The organism is Allobosea sp. OAE752 (assembly GCF_050433265.1).
Classification (GTDB): Bacteria; Pseudomonadota; Alphaproteobacteria; order Rhizobiales; family Beijerinckiaceae; genus Allobosea; species Allobosea spartocytisi.
Genome location: NZ_JBNPXO010000005.1, coordinates 24,643 through 44,031, shown reverse-complemented (window position 1 = coordinate 44,031; position 19,389 = coordinate 24,643). Strand labels below are relative to the sequence as shown.

Genomic DNA, 19,389 nt, shown 5'->3' with positions numbered 1-19,389 from the left:
TGAAGCATTTTCGCGTGAAGGCGTGCGTTTTTTTTCACACTGCGGGAGCCGACTGTGAAGGAGCACCGCAGAATTCGCGGTATTTCCGGCCGGCGCGGTGTTCGACCCAGTTTCTTTTTTTCATGACCTCGCCGATTTTTTCCAAATGGCGTTTTAGCGGGCTCATTGCCGCGTCAAGCGGCATGATGTGAGCTTCACCCCCCCAGTTTTCATCGTAATCTTGCCTGACGGGACTATCGAGATTGCGGACAGATACTCATGAACCGGGCCGTCGTAAGTCTGAACTCTGCTGCAGGGATCGATGCGAGGCGCCTCGAGCGGCTTCTCGACGGGTTTGAGCCTAGCTTCATCTTTCAGCCGGTCGATCCGCTGCCGGAGGCCGAATATGTCGACCGGCTGCGCCGCATCCGCCGCGAGGCTACCGTCGCAGGCCACGATGTGACGCTGGTGCATGCCGACGGCATCGGCTGGTATCACGTCTCCAATTCCTACCTCCGCTATATCTGCGACTGGGCGCGGGAAGGCGTGCTGGTCATTCCGACCGATGAGGACAAGCCCCTCACGCTGTTTTCGTTCTTCTCCTCCTCGGTGTTGCTGCCGCCGGCCGGCGAACCGCTGCTGGTCGAGGACATCTGGCAGGTCGGGACCTGGGGGCGCGAGAGCTATAACCGCCCGGGCAGGATGGTGGATCGCGTCGTCGCGGCAGTCGCGGGTTTCCTGCAGGATCAGGGCTTCGCCCGCGCGCAGATCGGCACGATCGGCGACGCCACCTCCGCAGGGTACTGGAACGGGCTGAAGGCGGAGCTGCCGAAGGCGAGCTTCATCGCTGCACAGGATATCGTCGACCGGATGCAGCGCCTGCGCAGCCCGGCCGAGCAGAGGCTGGTGCGCGCCGCCGCCCAGCTCGCCGATATCGGCATCCAGGCGGCCTATCACGTCACCCGGCCGGGTGTGACGGATCATGAAATCTACGCCGCCTTCACCTATGCCCAGCTCGCCCGTGGCGGCGAAAGCGGCGATGGCTACCAGATCGGCATCAATCGCTGGGGCACGGCTTGCGGCAAGCCCTACGGCCATGTCGTTCGCGATGGCGACCTGATCAATCTCTATATCTCCGCCACGACCTATCGCGGCTACAACGCGCAGATCGCGCGCATGATCGCGATCGGCACGATCACGCCGAAGCAGGAGGAGGTGCTGGAGATGTGCGTGGAGGGCGTGCGCGCCGCGGCTGTGCGCGTCAAGCCGGGCGCGCTGGTTTCGGAGGTCGCGAACGCGTCCTTCGAGCCCTATATCCGGCGCGGCTATCTCAGTTCCGCCGACAGCCGCACCATGCCCTACAACTGGAAGGCCAACGAGGACGGCTCGCCGCGGCTGGTGCCGCGCCAGGCGGTGCCGGACGAGGATTGGGAGCGGCAGGGGCGCCGGCTGATGCATGTCTATCCGGCGACGCTGGGCCCGCACAATCCCAATGTCGGCCATCAGGTCTCGATGCCGAAATTCACGCATTACAACATCGCTTCGAACAACCACGACCGGCTGGAGCCGGGCATGACCTTCGTGCTCCATTCGCAGTGGCTCGATCCGATGGTGGCCGGCTGCAATGTCGGCGACTGCTATCTCGTCACGGCCGATGGGGCGGAGAACCTGTCCTGCCACACGCCGCTGGAACCTCACCGGGTCAAGCTCTGAAAGCCAGCGCCTGCGCTGCAAAAAAGGATTGCGATGATGCTGACGCGCCGTAGCCTCGTTTCCGCACTCGGCGTGACCTGCGCTGCCGCCGCGCTCCCGGCGCGGGCACAAGCGAAGCCGGTCACGCTCGTCGTCGCCAATTCGCAATGGCTCGACGCCCTGCGCGGCAAGAGCCTCTGGGCCGCACTGCAGAAGTACCAGCAGGTCGCGCCCCATGTGACATTCCAGCAGGAGGCGATCCCCTCGGCCGATTTCAACGACAAGATCACGACCGAGCTCGGCGCCGGGCAGGGCCCTGACATCGCGTTGATGCAGGAAGGTCTGTTCTTCTCGCTCGCCGATGCCGGCTTCCTGGTCCCGCTCGACAAGGCGGCCGAGGGCATTGCGCTCAACGTCACCAACGAGCAGGGCGTCTTCAAGGGCAAGCGGCTGGGCGTGGCCTGGCAGCGCGCTCCCTATGCGCTGATCTACAACAAGAAGCTGGTCGAGGCCGCCGGCGTTGCGATCCCCCGCGACATCGACGGGCTGATCGCCGCCGCCAGGGCGATCCAGGACAAGACTGGCGCGGTCGGCTTCTCCTCCCGGCACCAGATGGCGGATTTCTCCGGCTGGTTCATGGATTTCCAGAACTGGGCCTATGGCTACGGCACCAACTGGGTGGACGGCCAGGGCAAGCTGACATTGAACACCCCCGAAGCGGTCGCGGCTGTCGCGGCCTTCAAGAAGGTCTATGACGCCAGCATCGTGCCGATCGGCGATGACATGCCGACCCAGCGCATGCGTTTCAAGCAGCGCCAGATCGGCCTCAGCATCGACAATAGCGGCGGCACACTCAACATCGCGTCCGGAGGGCCGCTCGCCGCCGGCGATGTCGGCGCCGCCGCCTTGCCCTTCCCGCAGCCGGGCGCCTATCAGCAGATATTCGTCGGCATCTCCCGCCATTCGAAGAACCAGAACGAGGCACTTGCCTTCCTGTCCTGGCTTCTCGGCCGCGAGGGTCAGCAAGCCTTGCGCGAGGCATCCGGACCGGACACGCTGGCGACTGACGTGCCGCTGACCGACGCCTTCCGCGCCGCCAATCCCTGGGCCGACACCTTCGCCGCGCTCGCACTGAAGGCACGCAGCACGCTGATCCCGGGCTACGAAACCAAGACGCCGTCGATCATGCGTCTGGTCATGGAGGCCGTCGAGAAGGTGATCGTCGCGGGCGTCGCCCCGAAGACCGCGCTGGACGAGGCCCAGAAGCAGGCACTCGCGCGCTTCTAGGACGGGTAGGGACGCAGGCCTCTCACAGGGCGCGCGACAGGCGAAGGCAAAGCAGCAAGCCGAGCGACGAAACGGTCGCGGGGAGGGGCGTGAATCGATGTCCGCAAGGGCGCTATCCGCAGCGAGGCCGTTCGGCACGAGGGCTCTGCCCTACGCCTTCATTCTGCCGCCGATCACCTATCTCGGCCTGTTCATGTTCTGGCCGCTCGCCCGCCAGATGTGGATGAGCCTGACCAATGCCAAGCTCGCCACGCCGAACGAGGGAGACTTCGTCGGACTGGCGAATTACGCGCGACTGATCGAGACGCCCGCCTTCTATGCCTCGCTCAAGGCGACGATCCTCTACGCGAGCTGCGCCGTCGTGCTGGGCGTTGCGCTAGGTGTCGTCTCAGCCTTCGCGATCAACCGGCCCTTCCGCGGGCGGGCGGTCATCCGCGCGGTGCTGCTGTTCGGCTGGGCGGTCCCGAACGTCGCGGCAGCGCTGATCTGGCTGTGGATGTTCAACGAACGCTCCGGCGTTCTCAACCAGATCCTGACCGGCATCGGCCTTTCGCGCCTGCGCTGGCTGACCAGCATCGACTGGGCGCTGCCTTCCATCCTCCTGGTCACGATCTGGCAGGTGGCGCCCTTCGTCATGCTGGTGGTGCTGGCGGCGCTGCAATCGGTGCCGGAGGAGGTGCGGGAGGCGGCGCGCGTCGACGGCGCCGACCCGCTCAACGTCTTCCGCGCCGTGACCTGGCCTCACATCCTGCCGGCGGTGCAACTCGCCAGCCTGCTGGTGGCCGTGTGGTCGATCCGGCGCTTCGATATCATCTATCTGCTCACCGGAGGCGGTCCGCTCGGCAGCACCTCGACGCTGGTGGTCCGCATTCGCCAGACTGCCTTCGAGGCGCATGAACTCGGCATGGCGAGCGCCTATGGCGCCGTCGGGCTCCTCCTCGCCCTTCTCATTGCCGCGATTCACCAGACGGTCGACAGGCGGCGCGCACGCTGGATGGCGGATCGATGACATCTCTGGGCAAGCTTCCACGCTTTCTACTCGTCGTCTTGCTGGCCTTGCTGGCGGGCTTCCCGGTCTACTGGATGGCGACCACGGCGCTGTCCGACCAGGCCCAGCTCTATGTGGGCCGCCAGGTGCCCTGGCCGCAGCTCGGCAATCTCGGCAGCCTGCTCGCCGCGATACGGGAGGTGCCGGCCGGGCGCTGGATGGTCAATTCGCTCGTCATCGCCGCCGGCACCACGGTCGTGAGCCTGCTGCTCGGCTCGCTGGCGGGCTACGCGCTCAGCCGCTTCCGTTTCCGCGGGCGCGGCCTGGTCGGCTTCCTGCTGTTCATGACGCAGGTAGTGCCCGAGGCGCTGATCCTCGTGCCGCTCTATGCGATGTTCATCACGCTTGGCCTGCTGAACGATCTCGCCGGTCTGGCACTGGCTAACGCGGCCTTTTCCCTGCCGGTCGCCACCTTCATCATCAAGGGGGCCATCGACACGGTGCCCTATGAGATCGAGGAATCGGCGCAGGTCGACAACTGCCCGCGCTTCGGCATCCTCTGCATGATCGTGCTGCCCCTCGTGGCGCCGAGCCTCGCTGCCGCGGCGGTCATCGCCTTCTTCGCCGGCTGGAACGAATATCTCTTCGCCTCGACCTTCCTGATGAATCGCGAGCTGTGGCCTGCCAGCGTCGGGCTTGCCTCCTTCATCGGGCAGTACGAGACGCCGCTCTCGGTGGTCATGGGCACGGCGCTGCTGTTCAGCCTGCCGGCGATCACCTTCTTCCTGCTCATCCAGCGCCGCATCGTCTCCGGACTGACCTCCGGAGCCGTCAAAGGATAGCCATGCCGGAACTCGTTCTCGATAAGCTCTCGAAATCCTTCGGAGAAGCCACGATCATTCCCTCGCTGTCGGCTTCGATACCGGACGGCGAGTTCCTGGTGCTGCTCGGCCCTTCGGGTTGCGGCAAGTCGACCTTGCTGCGGATGATCGCCGGCCTGACCGAGATCTCTTCCGGAGAGCTGCGCTTCGACGGGACAAGGGCGAACGACTGGACGCCGAAGCAGCGGGGGATAGCCTTCGTCTTTCAGTCCTATGCGCTCTATCCGCATATGACGGTGCGCGGGAATATCAGCTTCCCGCTCGTCATGGATGCCTTCCGGCCCTGGCATCATCTGCCCGGACTGAACTCCGTCATGCGCCGGCGCCTGATGCGCAGCCCCGACATCGCCCGGCGGACCCAGGCCATCGCCCGCCAGCTCGAGCTCGAACCCTTGTTGGAGCGTCGGCCGGCGGGGCTATCGGGCGGGCAACGCCAGCGCGTGGCGCTCGCCCGCGCCCTCGTCCGCGATCCCTCGGTGTACCTGCTCGACGAGCCGCTCTCCAATCTCGACGCCAAGCTGCGCATGCAGATGCGCGCCGAGATATCCTCGCTCCACCACAAGGTGGGCAAGACCTTCGTCTACGTGACCCACGATCAGATCGAAGCGATGACGATGGCGACGCGGATCATCATCCTCGACCGCGGCGTCGTGCAGCAGATCGGCACGCCCGACGAGATCTACGCGGAGCCCGCCAATACATTCGTGGCCAGGTTCATCGGCTCTCCGGCGATGAACCTGATTCCCGTCGTCGCCGGCAGGGGCCGCCTGACCGTGCCGCCCTCCCTCGGCTTCGCCTATGCCGGCCCGGTGCCGGGCGGAAGCAAGCAGATCCTCGGCATCCGCCCGGAAAAGCTGCGGCTACTCCCCGAAGGCGAAGGGGCGCTTCCGGCGGAAGTGGCAGTCGTGGAAAGCCTCGGCGCCGAGACGGTCATCGGCTGCCGGCTGCTCACGGGCGCGTCGGAGGAGCATTTGCTCGACCACGACCTCATCTTCGTGCGCATGCCCGGCGTGCGGCGCATCGCGATCGGCGCACGCTGCACGCTCGGTTTCTCGACCGAGGATGTGACCTGGTTCGATGCCGAAACCGGCCGACGCCTCACGGTCTGATCTCTCCAGCCAGCGGGATTTCCTGCCATGCAACGCTTCCACATCAGCGCGACCGGCCACAGCCTGAACTATCTGCCGGAATATGTCGCAGCTCGACAGGGGTACTTCGCCGAAGAGGGCCTCGAGGTCACGGTCAGCGTGCCCAAGCCCTGGGATCTGGTGCTGGACGAGCTCGGCAACGGCACGGCCGATGCCGTGCTGGGCGGCATCTGGGTGCCGTCCATGTTCCGCGGCCGGGGCAAGCATTACGTGCCTTTCGCGCAGATGGCGGCGCGCGCGCCGCTCGCCCTCCTCGGCCGCCAGCCGAGAGCGTCCTTCTCCTGGCGTGACCTGCCCGGCAAAGTCATCGCAATGAAGGGCAGCAACGGTGCGAGCGTCGGGCTCTTCGTCAAGCTCCTCCTGCGCGAGAACGGTATCGACCCGCGCGAGGTCGGCTTCATCCAGGATCTCGACGGCGCGATGCTGTCCGACCTGTTCCGCGGTGGCATGGCCGACTTCCTGGCGATCGACTATCCCAACGCCGCGGCGCTTGAGCTCGCCGGCGTCGGTCATGTGGCCGCCCCGCTCGCCATCGTCGGAGGCGACGTGCCATGGAGCGTCTACTACGCCGAGGGCGAGGCCTCCCCCGAACGGCTCGACCGGCAACGGCGCTTCATGCGCGGCCTCGGACGCGGCATGGAGCAGGTGCTTGCGCATGATGCCCGCGAGATTGCGGAGTTTCTGGCACAGACCTTCCCGCGTCTTTCGCCCGATCTCCTCGTCCGCCTCACCAACGAATACCGGGCTTGCGGCATGTGGACGACGCCGCGCATCGATGCCGCCAGCTATGAGCGTTGGCAGCGCGGCATCGCGGACGGTCATTTGACCGCAGCTCCGATCCCCTACGACGCACTGATCGACGCGCGCCCGGCTGCGCCGGCCTGAGGGCCCGCAGCAAGACGGCTTCGGCCGCGGCCCGCCTCAGCGACGCGGATCGAGCTTCGGCGTCGCGACGTCGTCGAGCAGGCTCACCAGGCTGTCGACGCGCCGGAAGCGCGCCAGGCTGGCTTCCCCCGACGCCGCCGCGACGCTCCATGCCAGGAAATTGATGATCGGCACCGCCGCGACGAAGGAGTTGAAGGGGGAGGGCGACTGGCAGCGGCAGCGCAGCACGTGATGGGCGGCGGCAGAACGCTCGTCGATGCTGAGATCGGTGATCAGTACGGTGATCGCCCCGCTGGCCGCCGCCTCGGCGAGAATCACCGGCAGAAGTCGGGGGCGCCTGCGAAAGGCGATGATCATGAAGACGTCGCCGGGAGCGATCGAGGCGATCTCGTGGGAATAGGAGGATCCGCCGGCAGGCAGGACCTGGACGTCGTCCTTGACCAGCGTGAAATAGTGAGCGGCGTGATGGGCAAGCCCGTAGCCGCTGCGCAGGCCCATGATCCAGAGCCGGCGCGCGGCGACGATCGCCTCGGTGATCTGGACCAGTGCCTCCTCGGACAGGGTTGCCGCCGTATCCCGGATATTGACGAGATCAGACTCGATGACGTGCTGCAACGAAACCTCGCTGGACGGCGCCCGGTCGGGATCGGTGAGGCCGGCGCGCGGCGAACCCCAGAGCTGGTCGGTTCGAATCTGGTGCTTGGCCGCCGGGACGGAGGTGTATCCGAGGGCTCGGAACAACCGCGCCGCCGTTGCCTTCGAGACCCCGGCCATCCCTGCGAGTTCGCCCGCCGTGAGGTCTGAAATAGTCATCTGATGGCGCAGCAGCACATCCGCGAGCCGACGCTCGGACGGTGTCAGGCCGGCATAAGCAGCAAAGATGCGTGCTTCCAGCGAGCGGGGGAGCGAGGAAGCATCCGGTTTCGTCATGGAGATATGAGTACCGATCAACCGCGATGGTCCTCAACGTTGCATCGTAAACCGGCCGTCTCGTCAACGGCACGATCATGGGCATGGGTCGGGATGATGTGAGGAACCGCTGCTCCGGTCGCAAACCGGCGTCTCAATCCGGCGAAAAGTGAAGCTCGCGGTTCGCGACGGCTCCATTCTAGGTATAAACTTACGTCTCGCCGCGTACTCCACTCATAATCCAATTACGGTTCACCTTGGCCCCAGGATCCTGGGATCAAAATGTGTTGGTCTTCGCGGCGGAAATCCGGCGAAGACCGCAGAAGCAGCGTGGTGCGCCCGCACGGCATGGCGGCGATGTCGAACGACCCTGTGCATGCCGAAGTCACTCGCATTCATCATCGCGATTTCGCCGTCTCTTTTCACCCGACGGGACTTTCGCCATCATCGGCTCCAATCAGGCTTGGTGATTGGACAGTCGGTAGAACGGCCGAAACGACGGGGTTTCCGCTGGTGTCCGGCCAAGCCAGGAACAACTCGGCCTGGGTGCTTTCGGCGCCCGCCAACGGCCGCAAAGTCACCTCAGCCGGACAGCAAGCAAGAGCGCCTCGCTCGAACACACACGCTTCCTGACGCGCGGCAGCAATGGCAATTTTCGCTTCGGGCCTGAACTCTGGCGGCTCGGCTCGCTCTATCGACGTAGCTTCGATCTTGGCGAGTATGTCCGTCCGACTCAACGCGCTTTGGTCGAGGCCACACAGGAGACGGCTTCATTTTATATCCGCGACGGCGATCAGCGCATCTGTGGCTATCGGCTGAATTCGCCGCGCTCGGCTCGGCATCATCTCGATGAGGGTGTTCGCCTGCCGCTTGGCCGCGGGGCGACGAGACGCGTCCTGCTTGCCTTCACCGAGCCGGCGACGCGTCGCTGCAGGCAATCCGAGACGCCGGCCTCGTGATCTCGCGCGGCGAGCGCGATCCGGAGGTCGCGGCAGTATCCGCCCCGGTGATCGACAGCACCGGGCATCTGCGCGGCGCCCTCTCGCTCTCGACGCTGATGAGCCGCTTCGACGCGGCGGCCGAGCGCAAACTGACCGATGCCATCGTGCCTGCGGCAATGCATCTCGTAGCACGGCTGCCGGCCGAGTGAACACCCGCACGCAAACTGGACAGCTGGCGGAGACTTTTTGGCCATACCAACCCTCACGACGATGACGAACGCGTCACTTCCGGACATTGGCTCGTTGCCGGAAAGCAGACCTTGCCGCGCGGCAGGTGGCGTGGCGACCGCAATCGACCCTAGCGCCCCAGCCGTAATTTAAAGCATCTGGAGGTGTTCCATAGCATTCATGAATGCTGGCGACGTGATCAGTCGCGCAAGCCAAACCCGACGAACGCTGGCGCCCTGTCCAGGCAGGATTAATGGCTGAGCCGACTGAGCTGCCCGAAATCGATCTCGACGTGGTCGACGTGAAGCGGATCGTGCTGACGACCGATCCGCAGGGCGAGACGATGATCAGCTACGGGCTGATGGGCAGGTGATGAACCTCGTGTTCCAGCCGGACATATTCGCGAAGCTCGAGGCCATGCTGGCCAAGGCTAATGAGGCGCAGGCTGAGGTTGCACCGATCCAGTAGGGCGGCAGCGGGCGTGCCCTCCCGCGCGCGGTGGGTTCATCACCAACACGCCCGTCATCCACCGGGCGCACCAGATCCGTGGCGGTAGTCTGATCCGAGGCGTTCGAACAGCATGGGCAAGCCTCAATCCGAAGGCTTCGCCTGCCAGAAGCGAGCGCTGAAGTTGTCCAGATGCCCTTGGGAGTCCGGCACAACTCGAAACGTCTCAGGAATCCTGCTTCCGTCCCCGCCTTCCCGAAAATAGTCCCTGAGGGTGCAAAGCGCAGTCAGGCGAAAGTGTTCCCAGGTTCCCGCCATTTTGTCCTGGAGCGCAGCGGCTTGCTTGGCCGCGCTGGGCTTCCTCTTCGGGCTAGACTCCCAGTAGGCAGGCTGATGCCTACAAACGTGGGTGAAGGTAATGCTTCCGAACGTCCAATCGTCCGCGGCAGATTTTCTCCATCGATAAGAGACCCGGACGTCCATTTCGGCGTGAAATCGAAAGGGAGGGAAGATGTGGTCTTCGATACGGAAAAGCTCGCCTTCCTGCTCCTCTTCCTTCATACGCTGCTTCATTGCCCCGAAGGCCTGGGACAGCCGATGTCCGGCGCGCCGGGCCCAGTCATGCGTGTCCGCCACCATTCGAGACGATTCCGCGTCGCGATAGGCGAATGATGAGCGCAGCTACGATCCAGTTCCGCGCGGCGCGGCAGTGACGAGCCAAATGCCGACGGTGATGATGGCGAAGCCTGCGAGGTGGAACCAGGTGATCGTCTCGCCGAGCACGACGAAGCCGAGCAGCGCGCTGCTCGGTGGCAGAAGGTGCATGAACATGCCGGTCTTACCGGGGCCGAGTGTGGCGACCGAGCGGTTCCAGAAGATATAGGCCAGAACCGACGGGAAGATCGCGAAATAGAGGAGCGCTCCGGCAATCGCCGCGGTCGGCGCGAAGCCGCCCTGTGTGCTGTATTCCCAGCCGACCCCCGGGAGGTGGAAGAGGACGCCAAAGCAGACGGTGACGCCGAGAAGCGCGATCGGCGGCAGCCCTGCCGGCCGCCAGCGGATCAGCACGGTGTAGAGCGCCCAGCAACTCATGCCGGCAAAGACCAGGAGGTCGCCGCCGTTGAGCGCGAGCCCGGCGAGCCTGGTTGGGTCTCCCCGGCCGATCACCAGGACGGCCCCGCAGAGCGAGAGCGCGATGCCGGCGAGCTGTCGTGGCTTCAGCGTCTCCCTCAGGATGAGATAGGCCAGCAGGAAGGTGACGACGGGGAGCAGGGAATTGACCAGCGCCGCGTTGGCTATCGACGTGTAGTGCAGCGCTGCATAGACGAAGCAGTTGAACGCGGTCACGCCGATCGCGCCGAGCAGCGCCAGGAACGGCATGTTGCCGCGGATGCGTGGCCAGGAGTCGGCGATGGGCCGCCAGCAGAACGGGGCCAGGATGAGAAGCGCCAGGCTCCAACGGCAGAACGACATCTGCACCGGCGGGATCGCGTCGCGCATCAGCCGCGCGATCAGGAAATTGCCCGACCAGAACAGAGGCGGCAGCACCGCCAGCCAATAGGCCGAGGCGGGCAGCCCAGCCTGTTGCCTTGCGGTGAGGGCAGGGCCGCCGGCAGGTTCAGTGCGCATGGGAATGCCGCCGGGTGGCGCGCAGCTCGACATAGCGCCCGAGCACCGCGTTCACGCCAACGGCCAGCAGGAAGACGACGATCAGCAGGGCGTACATGCGCGGCATGTCGAAGGTCGCGTAGGTCTGGATCACCGCATAGCCCAGCCCCTGATTGGATAATTTGGTCTCCGCCAGCAGCGTGCCGATGATCGCGACCCCCAGCCCGATGCGCAGGCCGTTGATGACCGGCGCGCGCATCGCCGGCAGATAGATCTTCGCGATCATCTGGCCGACATTGAGCCGGAAACTGATGCCGACCCGGATCAGCACGGTGTCGATCTCGCGCATCGCGGCGGCGACGCTGATCGCGACCGGGAAGAACGAGGATAGCGCTCCCATCGCGACCTTCGAGCCCGGCCCGACACCGAACCACATGATCAGGAGCGGAAAGAAGATGATCTTCGGAGTCGGCCCGAGATAGTGCAGCAGCGGCTCGTAGGCACGCTGCAGGAAGCGATTGCTCCCGAGCAGGATGCCGACGGCGACCCCTGCGCCGCCACCGATGAGGATGGCGAGCGCGACCTCGCCCGCGGTAACGCCGAGATTGGCATAGAAGCTCGGCTCGATCAGGAGATGGGCGAGCGCGCCGACGATGAGGAGCAGCGACGGCACGACGTCGCGATAGAGCAGTCCCGAGCGCGCCGTGACCTCCCAGAGCGCCAGAATCGCGACGATGATGCCGATCCGCGTCAGCAGCACGGCTCGCGCCTGGCTCATCTTTGCCGGGTGGGCATCTGTCCGCCCGAGGATCGCTGTCGTCATCGCGCCATCACTCCTGGTCGATGGGGCCACCGGGAGACGGGCTCATTTGCGCGGTGGGATCTGGATCAGCTCGCCGAGCTGTTCCTTGGTCAGGGGCTGGGCGGTGTATTTGAGCGCAACCGCGTCGGGAACGATTTCGTCCAGGCCGACGATCTTGTCCGGGTTGAGCGCTTCCTTGGGGAAGAAGTCGTCCCGCGTGCGCCTGGCGATGGCCTCCGGGATGCCGACGAAATCGGCATAGGCCTTGATCGCGGCGTCGCCGGAATACATGGCATCGATGGTCTCGCGATAGGCGGCCATGTAGCGGTCGATCAGCGCCTTCTTGTTCTGCAGTGTGGCGGTGTTGACGATCAGCAGGCGGACCGTCTGGTTCTTGAAGGTCGAGGAGTCGTTGCCGGTCGCGACGACGCGGATTTCGCCCTTGTCGAGCTGCGGCAGGCCGAAGGGTGGCGCCGCCCAGCCGACATCGATCTGGCCGGACATCACCTGGGTCAGCGTCGGCGCCGGACCTCCGGTCGCCGTCGGCTTAATCTTGAGATTGTTCTCCTTGACGAAGGCGTTGACCACGCCATGGGTCGAGGAGCCGTTGGTCGAATAGGAGACCGTGCGGCCCTCCATGTCCTTCAGCGTCTTCACCGGCGAGTCGCTTTTGACATACCAGTAGAGATCCTTCGCGCCGGTGGTCTCCCCGCCGATAATGCGGATCGGAGCGCCCTTCGAAAAGGCTGAGAGCGCGCCCATGATGCCGCCGGCGACACCGATATCGACGCTGTTCGAGAGCACGGCCTGCTGGGTCTCGCCACCCCCTTGGGTGTAGAGCATCTCAAGCTCGAGATTGTGCTTCTTGAAGATGCCGAGCCTGGTGCCGACCTCGGAGATCGAGGTGTCCCAGTTGCCGCGCTGGCCGATCGCCAGCTTGAGCTTGTCCTGCGCGGCCGCCTCCTGCGCCAGCGACAGCGCGAAGCCGATCGCGGCGAGCGTCAACGTAACCGTCTTGAATGTCACGATCCGGTCCTCCCTTATCGCCAGCTCAGTGCGGCTGGCTTTGTCGTCGTCTTGCCTTCGCTTCTGCGGCGAAGTCGAAAGTCTGGCGGCCATCCGCCCTTGTCAGATCTTGAAGGCCTCCAGCGTGCTGGAATGAAAGAGATCCTCGACCGAAAGCCGCCGTGCCGACAGTCCCTGGCTGTGATGGGCCTCGAGGAACGCCTCCAGCGTATGCCGGTTGGGGCCGACACCATAGGACCAGAAATCCTGCCCCATAAGGGCGCGGGCTGCCTGCAATTGCTCCTCGATGAAGGGCAGCGTGACCTTGGTGGCGGAAGTGTCGGCGAGTTTGGCAAGCGCAGCCGCCTTCGACTGCTCGAAGGCCTTCAGCAAGGCGGCCGGCAGCCAGGGCTGCGCCTCGACGATGCTGCAGCGCACGCAGAGCACATGCATGATCGGGAAGATGCGGGTGCGGCGGAAATAGTCCGCGGCGGCGGCTGTCGGGTCCGGGAAGAGACGCGCGATCTTGGGATGGCCGGCCTCGAAGGCCGGCGGCGAGCGCGGCCCGATATAGCCGTCGATCTCGCCGTCCATCAGCATCTCGTTGAGCGAGCGATCGGCCGGTGCCTGCACGACCGTGATGTCCGGCGGCAGTTCGACGCTGATCTTCTCGGCGCGGCCAGGCTGCTCCAGGCCGCCACGGACCCAGGTCACCTCGGAAGGCTTGACGCCATAGTCGCTTTCGAGGATCGCGCGGATCCAGACGCAGGCCGTGAGCTGGTATTCCGGGCAGCCGATACGCTTGCCCCGCAGATCTTCGGGGCGGGCGATGCCGCGATCGGTCCTGATGAAGATGCCGGTGTGGCGGAACGCCCGCGACAGGAAGGCGGGCACGCCGACATAGGGGTTATCGCCGCGCGCCGTCTTGAGGGTGAAGCTGGAGAGCGAGGCCTCGCAGACGTCGAACTCGGCATGGCGGAAGGCGCGGAAGAAGATCTCCTCCGGCACCAGCTTCATGAAGACGGGGTCGACACCGTCGATCTGGACCGCTCCGTCGATGAGCGGGCGGTTGCGATCATAGTCGCCGATGGCGATGGACAGGCGCAAATTGGACACGCATTCCTCCCAGCCGGCGCGACATGGCGCGCCATCATTTTGTGGGAGAGTGCGCCGCGCTGGGCGAGGGCACAAAGACTTCCGCGAAATGAGAACAAGACGCGCGCCGTATGGCAAACGTTTCAGGTGCCGACGCGACGCGCGAGCGTGCCCAGGGATTCGAGCAGGTGATCGGTGACCGAAGCGAAAAAGCGGTCGACCGCCTCCTGCTGACGGAAGACCGGTGCGCCGCTGGGTCTGATCAGGTAGAGCGTCCGCTTCGGCGGCAGGTCCGAGATGCGCTGCATGGCAAGCTTTCCGGCCCGCAATTCCTCGATGGCCGTTCCATAGGGTATGATGCTCGCCGCCACGCCGCGCACCACGAGCGCACGCATGGCCGGGATGGACTGCGCCTCGTAGACGATGCGCAGCGGCAGCGAGAATTTCTCGGCCGCCGCCCTGAGCAGGCGCTGGACCATGTCGCGCTCGCCGGCCTGCACGAGATCGTGGCTCAGGGCTTCCGCGAGGGTCACCGTCTCCGGCAGCGGCCCGTCGCCCACCGGTCTGATGAGAATCAGCTCCTCCTCGAACAGCGCGGTCCGCTCGATCCCCGGGCGTGGCTCGTCGACGCCATAGGCGAAGGCGGCATTGAGCTCGCCGCGCTCCATCGCGGCGATGAGAACATGGCTCAGCTCCTCGACCAGGCTGAGCGAGACCGAGGGCATGCCGTTCTTGGCGTCGATCAGCAAATCGGGGCCGATCTGGAGCATGATGCTCGGCGTCAGGCCCATCGTCAGCATTTCCTGGTCGTTGCCGGCCAGCGCCCGGACGTCGCGCTTTGCGTCCTCGACCTCCTGCAGGATGCGCCGCGCGCGCTCGAGCAGGAGTTCTCCGGCCTGGGTCAGGACGACGCCACGCGAATGGCGCAGCAGAAGCTCGGTCTGAAGATCTTGCTCGAGCTGACGAATCTGCAGACCCAAAGCGGGTTGCGCGACATTGAGCTGCTCGGCGGCCTTGGTGATGTTCCCGACTTCGGCGATCCCGACGAAATAGCGGAGCTGGCGGAGATTGATCGCGGCCTCCCGGGCGTTTTTTCTTGAAGCCCATCATGCGGCGCTTCAGCCAGCGGGACAAGGCGTGGGGCGAGTGGCGGACGGCGCACTCCAGTCTCGATCGGGCCGGTTTGCCATCTGTGCAGCGTGTCGTTCAGTGCCTTGGCCGGAACCAGCGCTCCATGCGCTCGAGCACCGCAAAAATCACGACGCTGACGAGGATGACGAACACGATCGTTGCGAAAACACCGGCAAGATCATAGCGTTCCGCGAGATCATTGATGAGCTGGCCGAGGCCACCGAAATTGATGAGGAACTCGACGCCGATCAGGTTGATCAGCGCGAAGACGAGGCCGAGGCGCACGCCGACGAAGATCGTCGGGATCGCGGCGGGGAATTCGATTTTCCAGAACTGCTGCGCGGGGGTCAGGTTGTAGCTGAGCCCGACATTGATCAGGCTCTTCCTGACGCCTTTCAGCCCTTCCAGGGTCTTGAGAATGACCGGCGCGATGCCGGCAACGAAGCCCATCGCGATGATCGTGACGGTGCTGCGCCCGAAGATGACGAGGAAGAGTGGGTAGGCGAGCACTACGGGCGCGGCGGCAATGCCGGCCACCCAGGATTCAGTCGCGAGCGCGAGGATGCGGGCCTTGTACAAGAGCACGCCGAGCGCGACGCCGATGACGGCGACAAGCACGCTCGCGGCCAAAGCCTCGCCGCCGGTGGTCGTCAGCCGCTCCAGCAACTGCTCCTCGGCGAAGAGCCGACCGAAGCTGCCGAGGACGGTCGACGGCAGCGGGATCACATACTGGTTGAGCACGCCCAGCAGCAGTAGAATCTCGACGACGCCCAGGCCGAGGGCGACCGTGGCGAAGCCGATCGCGAGCGGCGGGATTCTGGTGAGCCACATGGCTCAGGCCCCCCTGCGACGGGCGCCGGCCTCGGATTCGGCCATGCCGCGCGAGGCTTCCTCGCGCAAATCGTTCCAGATCTCCGCGACATGGCGGCCGAAGGCCTCGCTGCCGACGACATCGCCCGTGCGCGGCCGTGGCAGGCGAATGTCGACGATGCGCTTCACCTTGCCGGGGCGGAAGGTCATGATGATGACCCGATCGGAGAGCTGCACGGCCTCGGTGATGTTGTGCGTGATCAGCAGGGTGGTCTGCTTCAGCTCTTCCTGAATCTTGAGAACCTTGTCGCCGAGCAGGAGGCGGGTCTGCTCGTCCAGCGCGGCAAAGGGCTCGTCCATCAGCAGGATCTTGGGCTCGAACACCAGCGTGCGGGCGATGGCGACGCGCTGGCGCATGCCGCCGGAAAGCTCGGCGGGATAGCGCTGCTCGAAGCCGTTCAGGCCGACCATGTCGATGAAGCGCCGCGCCGTCTCGTAGCGCTCGGCCTTGCGCACGCCCTTGACCTCGAGCGGGAAGGCGACGTTGTCGAGCACGGTCCGCCAGGGAAAGGTCGATTCCTCCTGGAAGACCATGCCGATCGAGGGGTGCGGGCCCGAGATCAGGTCGCCGCCGACGCTGACTTGGCCCTCATAGCCGCGCACCAGCCCGCCCAGGATGTTGAAGACGGTCGATTTGCCGCATCCGGACGGGCCGATGATCGAGACGAATTCGCCGCGCTCGACCGAGAACGACATGTCGTCGACGGCGGTGACGACGCCCTCGCGCGTCTGGAACCGCATCGTCACGCGGTCGATGACCAGGTCGGCCTCTTTCACGGTCTCGGCTAGACGCAATTTGGTGGCAGAAGCGGGCATTGCGCGCTCATCCCCTGGCTGGCCATCGCTCATCGCCCCGACCTTCGCCCGGCAGCCTTCGCAAGCGGCCGATGCGCGGCGCGCGGGCGCCGGATAGGATCGAGGACCGACGGAGTCGGCGGCATGTCGTTCTTCCCTCGCGCAGCCGTCTTGGTTGCGGTTCGCAGCCGACGCGACCGCAACGATAGTGAAGCGCTACCGGTCAGGTCCAAGATTATCTTGCTTGGCCTGACAAACTTTTCGCGATGGGCGCGGATGTTCCCGGACACTCTATCGGCTGTCGGGTTGCGGCCTATACTGTTCCCGAGGCAGCCGGAGACGCGAGCGACCGTGGCGAGCATAGCGGAGGACAAGGGCGAGCCGATCGCGGAACCGCGGGAACTGCCCTTCGAAGGCAGCGTGGGCTACCAGTTGCGGATGGCGAACCGCGCGACGCAGCGCTACCTGCAGGGCAAGATCGAGCCGCACGGCGTCACCACCGGCATGTGGTATTTCCTGCGCGCGCTCTGGCAGGAGGACGGGCTGACGCAGCGCGAGCTCTCCCGCCGGATCGGTACGATGGAGCCGACGACACTGACCGCGCTGGCGGCCATGGAGAAGGCTGGCTTCATCAGCCGCGAACGCGACCCGCAGGATCGGCGCAAGCTGCACGTCCTGCTGACGCCGAAGGGGCGGGCGCTCGAGGCCGCCCTGCTGCCTATGGCGCAGGAGGTGGTCCAGCAAGCGACTGCCGGCTTCTCGCCGGACGATCGAGCCCGCTTTCTCGGCTACCTCGCCGCCGTCCAGCGCAATCTCGCCGATGTGCCGGATACGCCGACCGAGACCGGCTGAGCCCGGCGCTCAGCCCTTCGGCTTTTCGCCGGCATGACGTGTCAGGCCGGCCGTCATCGCGGGATTGTAGCCCGGCATGACCCGGGCATCGATCAGAACCGAGGCGCCGGCCTTGGCCGCCTTCACAGCCTCGGCGACCGCATCGCGCAGGTCGTTCACCGTCCTGATCGGACCGATGCCCCGGAGACCCTGGGCGGTGGCGATGGCGGCGATGTCGATATCCGGCTCGTCGATGCGCTGGCCGATCCATTTGTTCTCGACCGGGCGCTGGCGTTGCTTCGCGACGCGCTCCTGATGGATCTCGTCGTTGAAGAAGGAGCGGTTGTTCGAGACGATGGCGATGAAGGGCAGCTTGTAATGCGCCGCGGTCCATAGCGCGGAAGCCGCCATCATGGTGTCGCCGTCGCCCAGCACCGCCACGGGCAGCCGGCCTGAGTCCTTCAGGGCCAGAGCCGCGCCGATCAGCATTCCCGGTCCCGAGCCGATGCCGGCGCCGCCATCGATGCCGAGATAGTCGAGCGGATGCCGGAAATGCCAGGATTCCGTCGCCCAGCCGAGCGGCAGGCGAACGAGGCTGATCACTTCGTCCTGCAACGCCTCGCCCAGGGCTGCGGCAAGCGACACGACATCCAGCGGGCTTTCTCCGTCGAAGGCCAGCGCGGGCAATGTCGGGCGAATGGCCGGCGCCGTACCGGGCCCGACTCCGAGCGCATCGGCGATCAGGTGCAGGGTCGCGTCGGGCTCGGCGGCGAGATGCAGGTCGGCCGGCGCGAGCGCCTGATGATCCATGCTCCAGCCATTGTGCAGATGATGGTCCAGCGAAACGCTGATTACCTGCGCCGACAGTGGTCCGCCCGCCTGACGCAAGGTGCCCCCGAGGTCGATCCAGTCGAAGGCGAGGATGACGTCGGCGGCGCGAATGGCTTCGCCCGCCTGCGCGTCGAGGAAGAAGGATGGCTTGGCCGCATGCAGGCGATGGTCGGTGGGGAAGGTGGCTGCCGTCTTGATGTCGGTCAGCACGGCGGCGTCGAGATGCTCGGCCAGCGCGACGCGGCGGCCCCAATCGGTTTCATCGCGCGACATGCGGCCGAACAAGATGAGCGGCGCCTTGGCGTTGCGCAGCAATTCCGCCGCCCGCGCGATCTCCGCGGCGGCCGGGACGCCGGGCGAAGCGACCGCGAAGCGCTTCGGTTCGGGCAGCGGCGGCATCTCTTCGAGCCGCTTCTCCTGCATGGATACGTCGAGGCAGACATAGGTCGGGGCCTGCGGCGCGCTGCGCGTCAGGTTGGTCGCGCGGATCAGCGAGTCGATCGCGGCGGCGACCGAGACGGGCTGGTCGTCCCATTTCACATAGGGCCGGATGAGGGCGCCCTGATCTTTTGCCGTGTGCAGCCAGTCGATCCAGGGCCGGCGCTCGGCCGCGTCGACAGGCCCGGTTGCGCCCAAGATCAGCATCGGCACGCGGTCGCACCAGGCGTTGTAGACCGCCATCACGCCATGCATCAGGCCGACATTGCTGTGCAGGATGACGCCCATCGGCTTGCCTGTGACCTTGGCGTAGCCATGGGCGATGGCGACGGCATGCTCCTCATGCAGGCAGAGCAGCATCTGCGGCTGCTGGTTGCCGAGATGGTTGACCAGGCTGTCATGCAGGCCGCGGAAGCTGGAACCGGGGTTCAGGGCGAGATAGGGGATATCGAGCGCGCGCAGCATCTGCGCGACCACGTCGCTGCCCCAGATGCCGTTGTCGCTCGATGCCACGGGCACATCGATGCCGGACAGCGTCATGTCGTTCATGGCGTTTTCTCCGAGTGTTTTTATCTGGTGCACGCGCGGCCGGGTTCAG

At 65.6% G+C, this 19,389-nt stretch carries 20 protein-coding genes; 9 read left to right on the top strand and 11 right to left on the bottom strand.

What is annotated here, in order from left to right; genetic code table 11:
* Positions 1–34 precede the first annotated feature (34 nt).
* Positions 35–184 (bottom strand): hypothetical protein, encoded by a 150-nt coding sequence (locus tag GGC47_RS14275; RefSeq protein ID WP_185747835.1) that lies wholly within the window; start codon positions 182–184, stop codon positions 35–37.
* Between the two features lie 74 nt (positions 185–258).
* On the opposite strand from GGC47_RS14275, the gene GGC47_RS14270 reads away from it, so the two are divergent.
* From GGC47_RS14270 to GGC47_RS14245, 6 genes are all read left to right on the top strand, one after another.
* Positions 259–1,692: a M24 family metallopeptidase gene (locus GGC47_RS14270; protein ID WP_142020941.1), complete on the top strand. Its 1,434-nt coding sequence runs from the start codon at positions 259–261 to the stop codon at positions 1,690–1,692.
* A gap of 36 nt (positions 1,693–1,728) precedes the next feature.
* The gene (locus GGC47_RS14265) at positions 1,729–2,958 is read left to right on the top strand and encodes an ABC transporter substrate-binding protein (protein WP_370954291.1); all 1,230 of its coding nucleotides are present in this window, start codon (positions 1,729–1,731) and stop codon (positions 2,956–2,958) included.
* A 97-nt stretch (positions 2,959–3,055) separates the two neighbouring features.
* Positions 3,056–3,967, top strand: a complete 912-nt coding sequence (locus GGC47_RS14260; RefSeq protein ID WP_142020943.1) for a carbohydrate ABC transporter permease — start codon at positions 3,056–3,058, stop codon at positions 3,965–3,967.
* A complete protein-coding gene (locus GGC47_RS14255) occupies positions 3,964–4,788 on the top strand; it encodes a carbohydrate ABC transporter permease (protein WP_142020944.1) in 825 nt (274 codons plus the stop codon). Before GGC47_RS14260 ends, GGC47_RS14255 begins: the two co-directional genes overlap by 4 nt.
* Positions 4,789–4,790: 2 nt before the next feature.
* Complete coding sequence (locus GGC47_RS14250) at positions 4,791–5,936, top strand: ABC transporter ATP-binding protein (protein WP_142020945.1); 1,146 nt, start codon at positions 4,791–4,793, stop codon at positions 5,934–5,936.
* Positions 5,937–5,963: 27 nt separating this feature from the next.
* The gene (locus tag GGC47_RS14245) at positions 5,964–6,860 is read left to right on the top strand and encodes an ABC transporter substrate-binding protein (RefSeq protein WP_142020946.1); all 897 of its coding nucleotides are present in this window, start codon (positions 5,964–5,966) and stop codon (positions 6,858–6,860) included.
* A gap of 36 nt (positions 6,861–6,896) precedes the next feature.
* Here the strand turns inward: GGC47_RS14245 and GGC47_RS14240 are convergent, their stop codons facing one another.
* Complete coding sequence (locus GGC47_RS14240) at positions 6,897–7,790, bottom strand: MurR/RpiR family transcriptional regulator (protein ID WP_142020947.1); 894 nt, start codon at positions 7,788–7,790, stop codon at positions 6,897–6,899.
* A 722-nt stretch (positions 7,791–8,512) separates the two neighbouring features.
* Between GGC47_RS14240 and GGC47_RS14235 the strand changes: the two genes are divergently transcribed.
* Together GGC47_RS14235 and GGC47_RS14230 are read left to right on the top strand one after the other, a co-directional pair.
* Positions 8,513–8,728 (top strand): IclR family transcriptional regulator, encoded by a 216-nt coding sequence (locus tag GGC47_RS14235; RefSeq protein ID WP_429068431.1) that lies wholly within the window; start codon positions 8,513–8,515, stop codon positions 8,726–8,728.
* A complete protein-coding gene (locus tag GGC47_RS14230; protein ID WP_429068430.1) occupies positions 8,725–8,919 on the top strand; it encodes an IclR family transcriptional regulator domain-containing protein in 195 nt (64 codons plus the stop codon). The genes GGC47_RS14235 and GGC47_RS14230 overlap by 4 nt, the downstream gene beginning before the upstream one ends.
* 610 nt (positions 8,920–9,529) lie before the next feature.
* Here the strand turns inward: GGC47_RS14230 and GGC47_RS14225 are convergent.
* The 8 genes from GGC47_RS14225 to GGC47_RS14190 form a co-directional block, all read right to left on the bottom strand.
* Entirely contained in the window at positions 9,530–10,024 is a 495-nt protein-coding gene (locus GGC47_RS14225) for a hypothetical protein (RefSeq protein ID WP_142020948.1), read from the bottom strand.
* Between the two features lie 42 nt (positions 10,025–10,066).
* On the bottom strand, positions 10,067–11,014 hold the full coding sequence (locus GGC47_RS14220; RefSeq protein WP_185747836.1) for a DMT family transporter: 948 nt from the start codon (positions 11,012–11,014) through the stop codon (positions 10,067–10,069).
* Positions 11,004–11,816, bottom strand: coding sequence for an ABC transporter permease (locus GGC47_RS14215; protein ID WP_142020950.1), 813 nt, complete (start codon positions 11,814–11,816; stop codon positions 11,004–11,006). Before GGC47_RS14215 ends, GGC47_RS14220 begins: the two co-directional genes overlap by 11 nt.
* A gap of 42 nt (positions 11,817–11,858) precedes the next feature.
* On the bottom strand, positions 11,859–12,821 hold the full coding sequence (locus GGC47_RS14210; RefSeq protein ID WP_370954293.1) for an ABC transporter substrate-binding protein: 963 nt from the start codon (positions 12,819–12,821) through the stop codon (positions 11,859–11,861).
* A 102-nt stretch (positions 12,822–12,923) separates the two neighbouring features.
* On the bottom strand, positions 12,924–13,916 hold the full coding sequence (locus tag GGC47_RS14205; protein WP_142020952.1) for an ABC transporter substrate-binding protein: 993 nt from the start codon (positions 13,914–13,916) through the stop codon (positions 12,924–12,926).
* 122 nt (positions 13,917–14,038) lie between these two features.
* Positions 14,039–14,917: a LysR family transcriptional regulator gene (locus tag GGC47_RS14200; RefSeq protein ID WP_429068532.1), complete on the bottom strand. Its 879-nt coding sequence runs from the start codon at positions 14,915–14,917 to the stop codon at positions 14,039–14,041.
* A gap of 184 nt (positions 14,918–15,101) precedes the next feature.
* Entirely contained in the window at positions 15,102–15,857 is a 756-nt protein-coding gene (locus GGC47_RS14195; protein WP_142020954.1) for an ABC transporter permease, read from the bottom strand.
* 3 nt (positions 15,858–15,860) lie between these two features.
* Positions 15,861–16,673, bottom strand: a complete 813-nt coding sequence (locus GGC47_RS14190; protein WP_429068429.1) for an ABC transporter ATP-binding protein — start codon at positions 16,671–16,673, stop codon at positions 15,861–15,863.
* A 369-nt stretch (positions 16,674–17,042) separates the two neighbouring features.
* Here GGC47_RS14190 and GGC47_RS14185 point away from each other — a divergent pair, with 369 nt between their 5' ends.
* Positions 17,043–17,543, top strand: coding sequence for a MarR family winged helix-turn-helix transcriptional regulator (locus GGC47_RS14185; protein WP_210245588.1), 501 nt, complete (start codon positions 17,043–17,045; stop codon positions 17,541–17,543).
* A gap of 9 nt (positions 17,544–17,552) precedes the next feature.
* On the opposite strand, the gene GGC47_RS14180 is transcribed toward GGC47_RS14185, so the two are convergent.
* Positions 17,553–19,340, bottom strand: coding sequence for a thiamine pyrophosphate-binding protein (locus GGC47_RS14180; protein WP_142020956.1), 1,788 nt, complete (start codon positions 19,338–19,340; stop codon positions 17,553–17,555).
* Between the last annotated feature and the right edge of the window lie 49 nt (positions 19,341–19,389).